At 38.2% G+C, this 15,163-nt stretch carries 12 protein-coding genes; 7 read left to right on the top strand and 5 right to left on the bottom strand.

Going from position 1 to position 15,163, the window contains the following annotated elements; all coding sequences use genetic code 11:
• Window positions 1–93: 93 nt before the first annotated feature.
• Window positions 94–723, bottom strand: coding sequence for a 16S rRNA (guanine(527)-N(7))-methyltransferase RsmG (rsmG, locus tag A9996_RS09645; protein ID WP_066433817.1), 630 nt, complete (start codon window positions 721–723; stop codon window positions 94–96).
• 146 nt (window positions 724–869) lie between these two features.
• On the opposite strand from rsmG, the gene A9996_RS09640 reads away from it, so the two are divergent.
• Complete coding sequence (locus tag A9996_RS09640; RefSeq protein WP_066433801.1) at window positions 870–1,970, top strand: fatty acid desaturase family protein; 1,101 nt, start codon at window positions 870–872, stop codon at window positions 1,968–1,970.
• 13 nt (window positions 1,971–1,983) lie between these two features.
• The gene (locus tag A9996_RS09635; protein ID WP_066433800.1) at window positions 1,984–3,168 is read left to right on the top strand and encodes a pyridoxal phosphate-dependent aminotransferase; all 1,185 of its coding nucleotides are present in this window, start codon (window positions 1,984–1,986) and stop codon (window positions 3,166–3,168) included.
• Between the two features lie 228 nt (window positions 3,169–3,396).
• Here A9996_RS09635 and A9996_RS09630 read toward each other — a convergent pair whose 3' ends face one another.
• Together A9996_RS09630 and trkA are read right to left on the bottom strand one after the other, a co-directional pair.
• A complete protein-coding gene (locus A9996_RS09630; protein ID WP_066433796.1) occupies window positions 3,397–4,890 on the bottom strand; it encodes a TrkH family potassium uptake protein in 1,494 nt (497 codons plus the stop codon).
• A gap of 86 nt (window positions 4,891–4,976) precedes the next feature.
• Entirely contained in the window at window positions 4,977–6,326 is a 1,350-nt protein-coding gene (gene trkA, locus A9996_RS09625; protein WP_066433794.1) for a Trk system potassium transporter TrkA, read from the bottom strand.
• A gap of 208 nt (window positions 6,327–6,534) precedes the next feature.
• Here trkA and ubiE point away from each other — a divergent pair, with 208 nt between their 5' ends.
• Window positions 6,535–7,266, top strand: a complete 732-nt coding sequence (ubiE, locus tag A9996_RS09620; protein WP_066433814.1) for a bifunctional demethylmenaquinone methyltransferase/2-methoxy-6-polyprenyl-1,4-benzoquinol methylase UbiE — start codon at window positions 6,535–6,537, stop codon at window positions 7,264–7,266.
• Between the two features lie 32 nt (window positions 7,267–7,298).
• On the top strand, window positions 7,299–8,021 hold the full coding sequence (gene porT, locus A9996_RS09615) for a type IX secretion/gliding motility protein PorT/SprT (protein WP_066433791.1): 723 nt from the start codon (window positions 7,299–7,301) through the stop codon (window positions 8,019–8,021).
• A 186-nt stretch (window positions 8,022–8,207) separates the two neighbouring features.
• Here the strand turns inward: porT and A9996_RS09610 are convergent, their stop codons facing one another.
• A complete protein-coding gene (locus A9996_RS09610; protein WP_066433789.1) occupies window positions 8,208–8,933 on the bottom strand; it encodes an RNA methyltransferase in 726 nt (241 codons plus the stop codon).
• A 54-nt stretch (window positions 8,934–8,987) separates the two neighbouring features.
• On the opposite strand from A9996_RS09610, the gene tamL reads away from it, so the two are divergent.
• The 3 genes from tamL (at window position 8,988) to accD (ending at window position 13,860) form a co-directional block, all read left to right on the top strand.
• Entirely contained in the window at window positions 8,988–11,597 is a 2,610-nt protein-coding gene (gene tamL / locus A9996_RS09605) for a translocation and assembly module lipoprotein TamL (protein WP_317047115.1), read from the top strand.
• A gap of 254 nt (window positions 11,598–11,851) precedes the next feature.
• Window positions 11,852–12,919, top strand: a complete 1,068-nt coding sequence (gene fbaA, locus A9996_RS09600) for a class II fructose-bisphosphate aldolase (protein ID WP_066433787.1) — start codon at window positions 11,852–11,854, stop codon at window positions 12,917–12,919.
• An 83-nt stretch (window positions 12,920–13,002) separates the two neighbouring features.
• The gene (gene accD / locus A9996_RS09595; protein WP_066433783.1) at window positions 13,003–13,860 is read left to right on the top strand and encodes an acetyl-CoA carboxylase, carboxyltransferase subunit beta; all 858 of its coding nucleotides are present in this window, start codon (window positions 13,003–13,005) and stop codon (window positions 13,858–13,860) included.
• Window positions 13,861–13,946: 86 nt separating this feature from the next.
• Here the strand turns inward: accD and A9996_RS09590 are convergent, their stop codons facing one another.
• Window positions 13,947–15,044 (bottom strand): sensor histidine kinase, encoded by a 1,098-nt coding sequence (locus A9996_RS09590; RefSeq protein ID WP_066433780.1) that lies wholly within the window; start codon window positions 15,042–15,044, stop codon window positions 13,947–13,949.
• Window positions 15,045–15,163 lie beyond the last annotated feature (119 nt).

Below are 15,163 nucleotides of genomic sequence, written 5' to 3'. Positions count from 1 at the left end.
CGGTGGTNTTTTTTTGAAAATGTTTTTTACACAAATTTGTTTTTAGGACGATGTTCTATAGCGAACAATTTGAAAGTAAAGATAAAATTCAGATTAGCCTTTATATTTTAGGGGCAAGTGCACCAGCTTTTTGGTTTCAAAAAATGCTTCTTTATAAAAATCAGAAAGATTATATACGGTGGCTTTTGGGAATTCTTGTAATTCCTCACCCAACTCGCCACCTTTTAAGTAGATGATGCCGTTTTTGAGCTCATGTTTTTGCTTTTTGGCCACCTTACCCTTAACCCAGTGGACAAAAGTTGGCATTGCCGCTACGGCTCTACTCACAATAAAATCATAAGTATCCTTCACCTCTTCCACACGGCAGTGGGAAGTTTTTACATTGGTTAAGCCTAATCCTTCTACCACCTCATTGACGACTTTCAATTTTTTGGCAATACTATCCACCAAATGGAAATTGGTTTCAGGAAACATGATAGCCAATGGAATCCCCGGAAAACCGCCTCCTGTGCCAACATCCATTACCTTGGTGCCCGGTTGGAAGGAGATCACCTTGGCGATAGCCAAAGAATGCAGCACATGCCTTAAATACAATTCGTCAATATCCTTTCGTGAAACGACATTAATTTTAAGATTCCAGTCTTTATAAAGTTCTTCCAATTGCTCAAATTGTTTAATTTGTAATTCCGATAAATCTGGAAAATAATTTCTTATAAGTAGCATTGTGCTTAGATTTTCAGCAAAAATAGTCATTTTTAAACGGATATTTTTACCATATTCTTATCCACCGCGAGACATTAATTGATTATCTTTGCAAGATGTAAATATGGTGGCTTGATTATTGAAGTTATCAGAGAAAATATAATTCAATGACACAGCAAACGCTATCCTTCTCGAGAAACGACTCTGCAAAATTTTTCAGAACATTAAACAAACGTGTGAATGATTATTTTAAAGACAATAACATTAAACGCACAGGAAATTGGAAAATATGGGTGAAGACAGTCGTTATGTTCTCTCTATTTTTGGCTCCTTATTTTATAATAATGACCCTCAATTTACCTGGTTGGGCCATGTTGCTTCTAACAGTTGTAATGGGTGTTGGAATGGCAGGAGTTGGCATGAACGTGATGCATGATGGCAACCACGGTGCTTTTTCCAATAAAGATTGGATCAACCGTTTAATGGGCAGCAGCATTTACATCTTGGCTGGAAATGTTTATAATTGGAAAGTACAACACAATGTACTTCACCACACCTATACTAATATCCACGGGCACGACGAAGATTTGGAAGCAGGACGGATTTTACGTTTTAGCAGACATGCTGAGTGGCACAAACACCACAGATTCCAACATTATTACTCCGTGTTATTATATGGCCTATTGACCATTAATTGGGCTATTACTACAGATTATCTTCAAATGAAACGGTATTTGAAACGCAAATTATCTTACGGCAAATTTCCTAACCCTAGAACGGAATGGAGCAAATTGGTCATTTCTAAAATTATTTATGTTTCAATTTGGATTGTTTTACCATTGGTGCTTACTGATATTGCTTGGTGGAAATTATTACTCGGATTTTTTATAATGCATTACGTTGCTGGTCTTATCTTAAGTGTCGTCTTTCAATTGGCACACGTTATGGACGTCGCTGAAATGCCATTACCCCAAGAAAACGGGACTATGAAAAACACATGGGCCATTCACCAATTGCGCACCACGGTCAATTTTGGAACAAACAACAAAATCGTAAACTGGTTTACTGGCGGATTGAACCATCAGGTGGAACATCACATTTTCCCACACATCAGCCACGTACATTATTCCAAAATAGCAACCATAGTTAAGGAAACTGCTCAAGAATTCAACCTTCCATACAAAGAATACAAAACGACACGCAAAGCAATCGCTGCCCACTTTAGATATCTTAGAGAGATGGGCATGAAACCTGCTTTACAAGCTTAATCATCAGTTTCAAATGAACTTACTTTCAGATAGAATTTTAAATATGTCTACGTCTGCCACTTTAGCAATGGCCGCTAAAACCAGGGAACTAAAAGCAGAAGGAAAAGACATCATCGGTTTAAGCCTTGGTGAACCAGATTTCAACACTCCAGACTATATCAAGGAGGCCGCAATACAAGCCATCAATGACAATTACAGTGCGTACTCGCCAGTTGATGGTTATGTAGAACTGAAAGATGCTGTCATCAAAAAGTTCAAGCGTGATAATGGCTTAACCTATACCCCTAATCAAATTGTGGTGTCTACGGGTGCAAAACAATCCCTGGCCAATCTTGCCGCTGTGATGATCAATGCAGGAGATGAAGTGATTTTACCTTGCCCATATTGGGTGAGCTATGCCGATTTGGTAAAACTAAATGACGGTATCCCTGTTGAAGTACCTACCACTATTGCTACTGATTTCAAGATGACTCCTGAACAGTTGGAAGCGGCTATTACCCCTAAAACAAAAATGCTGTGGTACAGCTCACCTTGCAACCCAAGTGGCTCTGTGTATAGTAAAGAAGAATTGCGTGCTTTAGCTGATGTATTAGTAAATTATCCTAACATTATTGTTGTTTCTGATGAGATCTATGAGCATATCAATTTTACTGGCAAACACGCAAGTATGGCTCAATTTGAAGACATGTATAACCGTACTGTTACCGTAAATGGGGTTTCAAAAGCCTTCGCAATGACGGGATGGCGTATTGGCTACATTGGAGGTCCAGAAAAAATTGCCCGTGCCTGTAACAAGATGCAGGGACAAATTACAAGTGGTGCCAATTGTATTGCCCAACGTGCCGTAATTACTGCTTTAAACGAATCGCCATCAAGAGTTCAATTTATGATTGATGAATTTGAGGTTCGTCGTGATTTGGTACTTGATTTGCTCAAAGATCTTGAAGGGTTCAAAACGAATGTCCCAGAAGGTGCGTTTTATGTGTTTCCAAATATCTCTTATTATTTCGGAAAGACCTTAAAAGGAAAAACGATCAATAACGCTTCTGATTTCTCTTTGTTTTTATTGGAGGAAGCGCTTGTAGCTACGGTAGATGGTGGTGCCTTTGGAAATCCGGATTGCATCAGACTTTCTTATGCCGCGTCGCAAGACCAGATTATTGAAGCTATAAGACGTATAAAGGCTGCGGTTAGTTAGAAGTTTTAAACAACATAAACAGATTAGAAGTGATCGTCTAGAAAGTGATTTTTAGACGATTTACTTTTACCTGATTTTTTGTAGAATTCATTCTAGCTGAAATTGTCTAGCCTTAAAACCTAAAATTAAAGTTGATTTAGATGGATAAAAATTACGCCACTAGTGTCTTTCTGCAACTTCGATAAAATTAGGAATTAACACAGCTATACTTGTCATCATCAAAAATAATTACCTATTCCTCCAGAAAAACGGCGTCATTAATATCAACACGGTAAACAATTCCAAACGTCCTATCAACATTAAAAAAGACGCCCACCATTGTGCTAAAGGTGGTAGCGCAGCGTAATTGTTTACGGGTCCAAAATTGCCCAATGCAGGACCGATATTTCCCAAACTTGAAGCTGACAAACCAATAGCAGACTGAAAGTCAAGTTCAAAAAGTGAAAAGCCTAAAGCGCCCACAATAAAGGAGATCATGTAGAGAATGAAGAATCCGAGGATATTGTAAACGATACCTGCGGCAATTGCTTTTGAATTGTATCGTACGGGCAATACTGCATTTGGGTGCAAGGCGCGCTTAAATTCCAAAAATCCATTTTTAATCAAGATCATATGCCGTACTACCTTGACACCCCCTGCGGTACTTCCGGCAGATCCTCCCAAAAACATCATTCCAAAAAACATCACTAACAAAAATGGTGTCCACATGGTATAGTCCGCAGAAATAAAACCTGTAGTTGTCACAACTGATAGCACCTGAAACAAGGCATGCCTGAATGAACTTTCTGCCCTGCCCCACACCATAGGATGGTCTATGGAAGAGAGCGAAAAATCAGCTTTAAAATAAATGATTAATGCTGCAACAGCAGTAAACGTCGCAATAAATTTAAAATACCAACGCAGCTCTTCGTCCCTCAAGGCTTTTTGAACTTTCCCCTTAAAAGCGTAATAGCTCAAGACGAAATTGGTCCCCGCCAGAAACATAAAAGTGATGATGATATATTGAATGAGAGGCTGATCATTCCAATGCGCCAAACTTGCATTCTTTGTTGAAAATCCACCGGTTGATAATGTGCTCATGGCATGATTGATAGCATCAAAAAACGACATTCCAGCCACTTTCAGCAAAATCGTTTCCGCTAGGGTGTATCCAAAATAAATAAGCCACAAACGCTTTGCTGTATCGGTAATACGAGGGTGCAACTTGTCTGCACTTGGCCCAGGAGCCTCGGCAGCAAACAACTGCATGCCGCCAATACCCAATAAAGGCAAAATGGCAATAGCCAGTACAATAATTCCCATACCACCAATCCAGTGTGTTGTACTGCGCCAAAACAAAACACCCTTTGGCACCACTTCAATATCATTTAATATGGTAGCACCAGTAGTGGTATAACCTGACATTGTTTCAAAAAAAGCACTTGTAAAACTTGGGATGACTTCAGTAACCATATAAGGCAAGGCCCCAGAAACGGCCATAACAATCCAGCCGAAGGTCACCACCATATAGCCTTCACGCTTGTTCATCTCTTTGCTGTGATTTTTGGTTGAGAGCATTACAGTCATGCCTATCAATAGTACAGCCAATCCTGAAAGCAACAGTTTTAGGGTAACGCCATCATCGTAAATAAGACTGACTAAGGTTGCCAATAGCATAAAGCCGCCGTTGAACAACAATAATAACCCAAAAAAATGTAAGATAATTTTGTAATTGATTTTCATATCTTTTCACGCAAAGTCGTAAAGATGCAAAGCAGCTCTTCAGAAAGTTCTGAATTATAGGTAGCCCTTCTAAACACGTTATATTTTTAAAAAAAGAATTTTTCAACTTCAGTAATCGCTCTTGGCAAACAACAAACCACCACCCTATCTCCAGCAAGAACCTTAAAATCGCCCAACGGAATGAGTCCTACCCCATTTCTTATGACGCCTCCAACAATGGCTGAACGCGGAAAGTCTAAATCTTTGATCACTTTATTGGTGATTTTAGATTTGTTCTTGACCACAAACTCCAATAATTCAGCATTCATATTGTTGAGTTTGGTCATCGCCACAACCTCTCCTTTACGGATATATCTAAAAATATTATTGGCCGCCAAAAGTTTCTTGTTGATTAAGGTATCAATACCAATAGATTGAGATAATTGATAATAGTCCATATTTTCAACCAAAGCGATTGTTTTCTTAACGCCCTTAGACTTGGCCACAAGACAGGACATAATATTGGTTTCTGAATTTCCAGTAACTGAAATAAAGGCATCCATATTACTGATATTCTCCTCTTCCAGCAACTCTACATTACGGCCGTCACCATTGATAATAAGCGCATTAGGCAAATCATCAGCCAATTCAAAGGCCACATCCTTATTACTCTCCACCAACTTCACGTTGAAATTACTGGCACATAAATCTTTAGCAGTTCTATGGCCAATTTTGCTGCCTCCAAGAATCATGACGTTTTTAACATCAGACCTTACTTTACCCGAAAGTTCAAACAGTTCTTCATCGCCGCCTTTTGAGGTAATAAAAACCACCTTGTCACCTTCCTTAAATTGAGTATCGCCACGAGGTATAATGGTATACTGTGTTCCAAAACGCTGAATGGCAATAGGTACAAAATGAAGTTCAGGAAATATTTCAGCCGCTTCCTGCACTGTTTTATCTACAAAACTTGCGGTTCTTGATATTTTTAAACTTAACATGGTCAAGGCACCTTCCTCAAATTCATAACTGTCATTAAAACCATACTGATTTAAAAGCAGTTCAATTTCAGCAGCCGCCAAAGATTCTGGTGAAATCAATTCGTCAATCCCAAATTTTGCAAAACCGACTTCTTCTTTCTGATCAATAAACTCGGCGTTTGAAATTCGCGCAATGGTACGTCTGGCACCAAGTTGTTTTGCCAGCACACAGGCTGTGATATTTGTAGTTTCTGAAGAGGTAACCGCAATAAACAAGTCAGAATTTTGAATTCTGGCATCCTTCAATACGGCAATAGAAGTGGCATCGCCTTTAATAACCCTGATGTCCAAGTGGTCAATAGCATAGACCAAGCTTTCCTTTTTGGTATCTAAGAGGGTGATTTCTTGCGATTCGTACGACAATAATTTTGCCAAATGAAATCCGACTTCACCAGCACCTGCAATAATTATTTTCATTAGTAGATATATTCAAAAAAACGTACAAATATAAGACATTAAAAAGTCTCTGATTGAATTTAGATCTGATATAATGGTTTTCTAACAATTCAAAATAAACCATTTAGCCGTCGTGGCACTTTATATAAAAACAATGACATTCCTGCTTTTCACTTCCCCCCGTCAAATTTTCAATGAAAAAATATGTAATTTTGCCAAAACTTATGGAATGTCAGAAAAAGTAAAGCCGTACAAGTATAGTCAGTTGAACAAAAAGGAACAAGTGGCACAAATGTTTGACACTATTTCTAAAGAATATGATGGCTTAAATCGCGTTATATCTTTTGGAATTGATGTGAAATGGCGAAAAAAGGTTGTTGACATTGTTGCACAATCCAATGCCAATCGCATCTTGGATATCGCTACGGGTACAGGAGATTTGGCCATAAACTTGGCACAGACAAGTGCTCAGGAAATTATTGGCTTAGACATCAGTGATGGCATGCTTGAGGTAGGCCGAAAAAAAATTGCCGACCGTAAATTGAGCAACAAAATTCAAATGCTGCTCGGCGATTCTGAAAACATGCCTTTTGAAGACCATAGCTTTGATGCTATTACAGTAGCTTTTGGAGTGCGGAATTTTGAGAATTTAGAAAAAGGCCTATCTGAAATCTTACGCGTCCTGAAACCAAATGGTACTTTCGTGATCTTAGAAACCTCCGTGCCGGTAAAAACGCCATTCAAACAGGGCTATAAATTCTATTCAAAATTCATTTTGCCAACCATCGGGAAAGTCTTTTCAAAAGATCGCGTGGCCTATTCCTATTTGAGTGAATCTGCTTCTGTTTTTCCTTATGGAGAAGCTTTAAACAATATTTTAAGACAAATCGGGTTTAGTAATGTTAAGGATTTACCTCAAACTTTTGGCGTCGCAACTATATACACGGCAACAAAAATATGAGTCCCAGATTAATTGCACTTTAACCCAACACAATGAAAAGAACCCTCATTATTATCATGCTTTTATTGGTGTACACCTCAGCATCAGCACAATTATTCAGTAAGGAAAGGATCAAAAATCAAGAAAATTTTGACAAAACCTTTTTGACCTGGGGCTACTTTCTAGGATTTAACAGCTATGATTTCAAATTCAATTATGATGCAGGCCACGCCTTTGAAAAAGACATATTGGTAGAAACCACTGTGGGTTTTAATGTTGGTTTAGTTGGAGATTTGCGAATCAATGAGTATTTCAATCTGCGTTTTGAACCAGGTTTATACATTTCCCAAAGAAATTTACAATACGATGAAAGCAACTTTGATCCGATGGATTTTAATCAATCAGACTTAACCCGAGAGGTCAAATCCACTTACATCCATTTCCCTTTATTATTAAAAGTATCCTCCAAACGCCTCAACAACTTTAAACCGTTTTTAGTTGGAGGCTTTTCTACCGCCTTAAATTTATCGAGCAATGAAGAGAATCCAGATGACAACAATGCGGGACAGTTCCGTACCAAAAAAGGAATGTTCTTTTATGAAGTAGGCTTTGGTATTGACTTTTATTTGGAGTGGTTTAAATTCACACCATCCATCAGAGGTGTTTTTGCCATCAATGATGAATTGGTAAGAGATCGTGACCCTGAAAGTCCTTGGACGGGCGATGTCGCTTCTATGAAAACGCGTGGTGTTTTTGTGAACTTCACGTTTCAATAATAACTGTTGGTTGTTTGGTGCTTGGTGTTTGATGTTCGGATAAATTAATTGATGTACATTATATTGACTTCAGTCTTCAGTCCTCAGTCTTCAGTCCTCAGTCATCCGTCATCCGTCATCCGTCATCCGTCAGACTTCGAACTTCAAAAATCAACAATCAGCATTCATCAATCCGCAATCTCGAACCTACTTCCCTCTCTTAAACTCACTCAACAAAATAGCAGTGGCAGTTGCTACATTTAAACTTTCTGTGGTCTGGTGCATACTATAACTCGGAATGCTGAGCCTTGTCTCGACTAGTTTTTCAATGTTCTCTGAAATGCCATTGGCCTCATTGCCCATAATTAATATGCCTTTTTCTGGTAATTTACACTCGTAAACATTTGTACCATCCATAAAGGCTCCAAATTTTTGAACCTCTGAATTTTTTAAAAACGCTTCCAGATTCAAATAACTCAGATGGACGCGTGTCAAAGACCCCATGGTGGCTTGCACGACCTTTGGGTTGAAACAATCTACGGTTGTGTCACTACATACCAAATGCTCAATGCCAAACCAATCGCAAAGTCTGATGATGGTGCCTAAATTTCCTGGATCACGAACAGCGTCCAGCGCTAAAACCAATTTTTCTGTAGAGACTTCTTTCGGCTTAGGAATTTCAAAAAGGGCCACAACCATCTGCGGGGTGCTCAACGCGCTTATTTTTTTGAGTTCAGCTTCAGTAATTAAACTAAAGTGTTCCGGCGGGCAATCAAAGGTATCGGTCACCGCATACAGATGATAAAGTTTATAAGTGGATCTTAAAAACTCATCAACGGCCTTTTTTCCTTCAACAGTAAATAACTGATGTTTTGAACGTTGCTTTTTTTGGACAAGGCTCGTAATTAATTTTATGTGATTCTTTGTTAACATCAAAATGTATTTACTTTTGTTGCGTTATTAATTCCGATTAAGGATTTTTTTAATGTGTGTTTTACCACTTATAAAAACAGTAAATTTGGGCTCATCAACACTTATGTCAATTTCTCTTTGAAACTTAAGGTAGCAAAAATATCATTTATTACAACAATATTCCTATTGCTGTCTTCGTGCAATGCCGTAAAACGCCTTAGCAAAGACGAACATTTGTTGATTGACAATGCCGTTTATGTCAACGATAAGAAGACTAATACCGATGAACTAAATAGTTTACTATACCAAAAACCAAATGGCAAATTCCCCTTATTTGGAATCCCGATTAGGCTTCATATTTACAATCTGGCCAGACCAAATATTGACTCTATATTAAGCGCCAAATATAGAAATCCTGATGATCCAAAAACGGGACTTAAAACTTTCCTGTCGCTAAAACAATATGAAGCGATGGTCAACTCTAAAAAGAATTTTAACAGTTGGTTAAAAAGCACCGGAGAACCACCAGTAATCATCAACACCGTAAAAGCAGATAGGTCAACCAACAATCTCAAAACCTACTACTATAAAAATGGATGGTTCAATGCTGATGCCTCTTATAAAGTAGATACAACAGGCTCCCAACGCGCCAAATTAAACTATTACATTAAAACAGGTGATGCCTATGTTTTGGACTCCATAAGGACTAAAATATATTCTCCAGTTATAGACACACTTTATAAAACGATCAAAAAGAATTCGCTGATTGTGAAGGGCGAGCAATTTAGAGAAAGCAATTTGACCAATGAACGCGACCGCCTCACTACAGAACTTCGCAACTCTGGACTTTATCATTTTGCCCAAGATTATATCACCTTTGAAATTGACACAATTGGCACCAACAAAAAGGTCAATACAGATCTTATTATTCAAAACAGAATTATCAGATATGATGATTCCATTGCTGTAAGACCGTTCAATATTTACAAAATAAAAGACGTCAACATCTTTACGGATGATACCTATCAAAAGAAAGATGTTGCTCCTACAGATACCATCACCTACAAAGATTTCAATATTTACAGTTATGGCAAATCGAAATACCGCGCAAAAGCTATAACAGATGCTGTTTTTATTACAAAAGGCGGCATTTTTAAAGATCTCAATAGAACGCGCACCTATCGGTATCTGAGCGAGTTGCGCACGTTTAAATATCCAAATATTGAATATGTAGAAAATGTTGAGGACACTACCTTGACCGCTAATATCTATTTGATTCCGAAGAAGAAATTTGGCCTTAATTTTAATGCTGAAGTTTCGCAAAGCAACATCCAAACCATTGGCTTTGCCTTTAGCGGCGGACTCCTAATACGTAACGTCTTTAGAGGTGCAGAAACCTTAGAAGTTTCGGGATTGGGATCTATAGGGGCCTCAAAAGATGCCAGCATCGCTAAAGATGCCTTTTTTGACATCACTGAAGTTGGTGCGACGATCAAACTCACTATTCCGCGATTATTTTTCCCAGTGAATACAGACAAGGTGATCCCAAAATTCATGTCGCCAAGTACCCGAATTAGTGCAGCTGCCTCAAGTCAGCGTAATATTGGATTGGACAAACAAACGTTTACCGGCATTTTGAGCTACAATTGGTACCCTAACCAAAAAGTGACCAACACCTTGGATTTCTTTAATGTGCAGTTTGTAAAAAACTTGAACGTTGATAATTATTTTGGCGTATACCAAAACTCTTTCAGCAGTCTTAACACTATTGCTCAAAGCAACACTGCAAATCCCGTTTTTTTTAATGATCAAGGGAATCTCATAATTCCAAATGGCGCCAATGCTTTTATTAATGATGCATTGACTCCTGGTTCTGGCTTAAACCTTTCACAAGACGATCTTTCAATAGTTAGGAATATTTCTCAGCGCCAAAACCGACTTACCGAAAACAACCTCATCATTTCCTCAAGTTTCAATTACGTTAAGAACAGAAGGGAGAATTTTTTTGACAATGACTTTTCAATCATCCGCTTTAGGGTGGAGTTTGCAGGAAACGTGTTATCAAACATTTCAAAAATTGCAGGGGCCAAGAAAAACGTCAACAACCGGTATGATATTTTTGGAGTGGCCTTTTCCCAATATGCAAAAACTGAAGTTGATTATGTCAAGTATTGGGATTTAGGAAGGAAAAGTGTCTTTGCCGTAAGAAGTTATTTTGGGATTGCAGTACCGTATGGCAATTCAAAAAATATCCCGTTCTCCAAAAGTTTTTTTGCTGGCGGCCCTAATGATAATCGCGCCTGGACTGCCTATAATTTGGGTCCTGGGAGCTTGAGATCAACCAATGAATTTAATGAGGCCAACTTGAAACTTCATTTAAGTGCTGAACAGCGTTTCAACCTGTTTGGATCCGTATACGGTGCCCTTTTTGTAGATGCAGGAAATATCTGGAATGTTTTTGACAATGTTACTGATCCTGCACAAACCTTCAATGACCTAAGTTCTTTAAGAGATATTGCCGTGGGCTCAGGATTTGGGTTGCGTTATGATTTTAGTTTTTTCGTGCTTCGGGGAGATATTGGGTTCAAAACTTATGATCCGTCCTATCCTCTAGGAGATCGTTGGTTTAAGGATTACAACTTTGGTAATGCCGTTTATAATATTGGGATCAATTATCCTTTTTAAGTATAAATACCACTTCGCTCCTCAACTCAATACGACAGACCAATATTTATATGCGTTGAAATCTTGGTATCTTAAAAAAATAATGGTTAGGGTTTTTTAACTTTCGTTGAATGCCATTCCTACTCCGCAACAAAATATAAACTACAAGGTTTTCGCTCCAAAAACATCCATTTCCTAAAAAATAGAGGACTTTCAAAACCATCATTTTGCTTTAATTTCCTTATTTTTGAAACTAATCAAACAACTAAAACATTATGAGCCACACTATAAAACCAGGAGTTGCTACAGGCAAAGAGGTGCAAGCTATTTTTAAACTTGCAAAAGAGAAAAACTTCGCTTTACCAGCGGTTAACGTTATCGGATCCAACACTATCAATGCTGTCCTAGAAACTGCTGCCGCGTTAAACGCGCCAGTAATCATTCAATTCTCCAATGGCGGTGCTGTTTTTAATGCCGGTAAGGGGTTGAGCAATGACGGACAAAAAGCAGCCATCGCAGGTGGTATTGCCGGAGCAAAACACGTGCATTTGATGGCAGATGCTTATGGGGTACCTGTAATTTTACACACAGACCATTGTGCAAAAAAATTACTCCCTTGGATTGACGGTCTGTTGGATGCCGGTGAAAAGCATTTTGAGGAAACTGGCAAGCCATTGTACAGTTCACATATGATTGATCTTTCAGAAGAACCTCTTGAAGAAAATATTGAGATTTGTAAGACCTATTTGAAGCGCATGAGCAAAATGGGAATGACCTTAGAAATCGAGCTGGGCATTACCGGTGGTGAAGAAGATGGTGTGGACAACACTGATGTTGATGATTCTAAATTATACACACAACCTGAAGAAGTAGCCTATGCTTATGAAGAATTGAGCAAAGTAAGCGATCAATTTACCATTGCTGCAGCCTTTGGAAACGTGCATGGCGTTTATAAGCCTGGAAACGTGAAATTGACACCAAAAATCCTTAAAAACTCACAGGAATTTTTATCCAAAAAACACAATCTACCACATAACCATATTGATTTTGTATTCCACGGCGGATCCGGATCTAGCAGTGAAGAAATTAAAGAGGCCATTGGATATGGAGTAATTAAAATGAATATTGATACAGACATGCAATATGCCTTTATGAGCGGCATACGTGACTATTTCAAAAAGAGTGAAGCCTATTTAAACGCACAAATTGGGAGTCCTGATGGTGCAGATTCTCCAAACAAGAAGTATTATGACCCACGTGTTTGGCTTAGAAAAGGTGAAGAAACATTTGTTGAGAGATTAAAAAAAGCATTTGAAGATTTAAATAACGTAAATACTTTATAACTTTGCCCGACTAAAGCTAACTTTTGATTGCAGGTTTTTAACTTCAAAAATCTGCAATCATAAATCTAAAATCGTTAATCAAAATGTCTTGGTTTAAAAGAAAAACAAAAGGAATCACCACTACTACAGAGGAGAAGAAAGACACGCCGAAAGGCTTGTGGTACAAATCTCCAACGGGTAAAATTATAGATACTGAAGAACTGGAGAAAAATTTCTTTGTAAGTCCAGAAGATGGATACCATGTAAGAATTGGCAGTAAGGAATATTTTCAGATTTTATTTGATGATAATAAATTCAAGGAATTGGATGCGAATTTATCATCTAAAGACCCCTTAAAATTTGAGGATACCAAAAAATATCCAGACCGTTTGAAAGCTGCTGAAGCCAAAACCAACCTTAAAGACGCGGTACGTTGTGCCGTTGGAAAATCTAAAGGTAAAAACATTGTGATAGCCTGTATGGATTTCGCTTTTATTGGAGGTTCAATGGGAAGTGTTGTGGGTGAAAAGATTGCACGCGCCGGAGAATATGCGCTGAAAAAGAAACTCCCATTTATGATCATCTCAAAATCTGGTGGTGCCCGTATGCAGGAAGCTGCTTTATCACTGATGCAATTGGCCAAAACAGCGGCTAAATTGGCACAATTGGCTGATGCGGGAATTCCTTATATTTCTTTATGTACGGACCCAACCACTGGAGGCACAACCGCCTCTTTTGCCATGCTGGGAGATATCAATATTAGTGAGCCTGGAGCTTTAATTGGTTTTGCAGGACCTCGTGTAGTAAGAGACACCACTGGACAAGAACTCCCTGAAAATTTCCAAACCGCTGAGTTTTTATTGGAACATGGCTTTTTGGATTTTATAACTGAACGCAAGGATTTGAAAAACAAGGTCAATCAATATATTGATTTGATTACCAACCAACCGTTGCGCGCTTAAAGAATATGCATTAAAAGATTACCAGCAATACGTACCATACTCAATAGTTGGGTATGTAATGCTGGTTTTTTTTATGGCTTCAAATCTCAAGCTTCCTGAAGAAAGACGCTAAATGTAGAGCCTTCATCCACCTGACTTTCAACCTCTATTTTTCCACCCATAGTTTCGACATGGTTTTTTGTGATGAACAAACCGACACCTCTAGAATCTTTATGATGGTGGAATGTTTGCTTTAATTGAAATATGTTATGGCGGTGTTTATCCAAATCTATTCCCAAACCATTGTCGATAACCTCCAAGATGACAAAATCGTCAGAGATGATTGTTCGCAATCGTATATAGGAATTGCGTTTAGTTGCGCTGTATTTTATGGCATTGGTCAATAGGTTGAGAATAACGCTCTCCAAATATATGGGAACGGCAAGCACTTGGATGGTGCCATCTACTTCATTAATAATTTCACAGTCTTCATGTCTTGCAATGGCATTGATATTATAAATGACTTTGACTACAAATGCATTCAAATTCAAGGCTTTCAAATGTCCACGACCATTAAACTCTTCCTTTCTGACCTCATTGAGATGTGACAGTGTATTTTCAAGTTGGATAAGTGCTTCCTTGAGCATCTTGAAGTTACCGTCATCTTGTATGCCCTCAACTTCTTCTTCCATAAAACCAGTAATCAACCCTAAGTTGCCAATGTGGCTACGAATGTCATGTGTGGCAATATTGGCAAAATCAATAAGCTTTTCATTCTGGTTCTTCATGATCTCGGTAATGGCATTCATTTCCCAAAGCATCTCTTTACGTTTCGTAATGTCAACAATCTGCGAAATAAAATAGAGTGGCGTGCCGTCTTCATGAAGTTGCAGTGACACCGATAAAAGCGCCCAAATAATCTCCCCTTTCTTATGGAAATAGCGCTTTTCAATTTGATATCGATCAATCTCTCCTTTTAACAATTGTCCCAACTGTTCCATATCAGCATCCAAATCATCTTTATGTGTGATGTCAGGAAATGTCATAGCGTAAAATTCCTCTTCAGAATAGCCCAAAAGATCCATCAAACTCGTATTGACCTTAACCCAACTAAAGTCCAGCCCAACAATGGCAATACCATTTGAAGCATTATTGAATATATTTTCAAAAAGTTTTTCTTTTATAAATGGAAGGGATATCGGCATGTGATTGCGAACGGGTTACTAGCATTCAAAACTACTTATTTCTCAATAACTTGATGATCCGTTTTGGCAAAATAATTGCCTCAAAAGAAATACTGGTTTAGAAATAAAATTTCAATATT

The organism is Gelidibacter algens, from assembly GCF_001678675.1.
Taxonomy (GTDB): domain Bacteria; phylum Bacteroidota; class Bacteroidia; order Flavobacteriales; family Flavobacteriaceae; genus Gelidibacter; species Gelidibacter algens.
Note: the sequence above shows the minus strand (reverse complement) of the source record. Positions and strands in the feature narration are given on the sequence as shown.

Excerpts from the sequence above, each read along its gene's own strand:
- rsmG (WP_066433817.1), bottom strand. The coding sequence starts at position 723 with ATGCTACTTATAAGAAATTATTTTCCAGATTTATCGGAATTACAAATT.
- A9996_RS09640 (WP_066433801.1), top strand. The coding sequence starts at position 870 with ATGACACAGCAAACGCTATCCTTCTCGAGAAACGACTCTGCAAAATTT.
- A9996_RS09635 (WP_066433800.1), top strand. The coding sequence starts at position 1,984 with ATGAACTTACTTTCAGATAGAATTTTAAATATGTCTACGTCTGCCACT.
- A9996_RS09630 (WP_066433796.1), bottom strand. The coding sequence starts at position 4,890 with ATGAAAATCAATTACAAAATTATCTTACATTTTTTTGGGTTATTATTG.
- trkA (WP_066433794.1), bottom strand. The coding sequence starts at position 6,326 with ATGAAAATAATTATTGCAGGTGCTGGTGAAGTCGGATTTCATTTGGCA.
- ubiE (WP_066433814.1), top strand. The coding sequence starts at position 6,535 with ATGTCAGAAAAAGTAAAGCCGTACAAGTATAGTCAGTTGAACAAAAAG.
- porT (WP_066433791.1), top strand. The coding sequence starts at position 7,299 with ATGAAAAGAACCCTCATTATTATCATGCTTTTATTGGTGTACACCTCA.
- A9996_RS09610 (WP_066433789.1), bottom strand. The coding sequence starts at position 8,933 with ATGTTAACAAAGAATCACATAAAATTAATTACGAGCCTTGTCCAAAAA.
- fbaA (WP_066433787.1), top strand. The coding sequence starts at position 11,852 with ATGAGCCACACTATAAAACCAGGAGTTGCTACAGGCAAAGAGGTGCAA.
- accD (WP_066433783.1), top strand. The coding sequence starts at position 13,003 with ATGTCTTGGTTTAAAAGAAAAACAAAAGGAATCACCACTACTACAGAG.
- A9996_RS09590 (WP_066433780.1), bottom strand. The coding sequence starts at position 15,044 with ATGCCGATATCCCTTCCATTTATAAAAGAAAAACTTTTTGAAAATATA.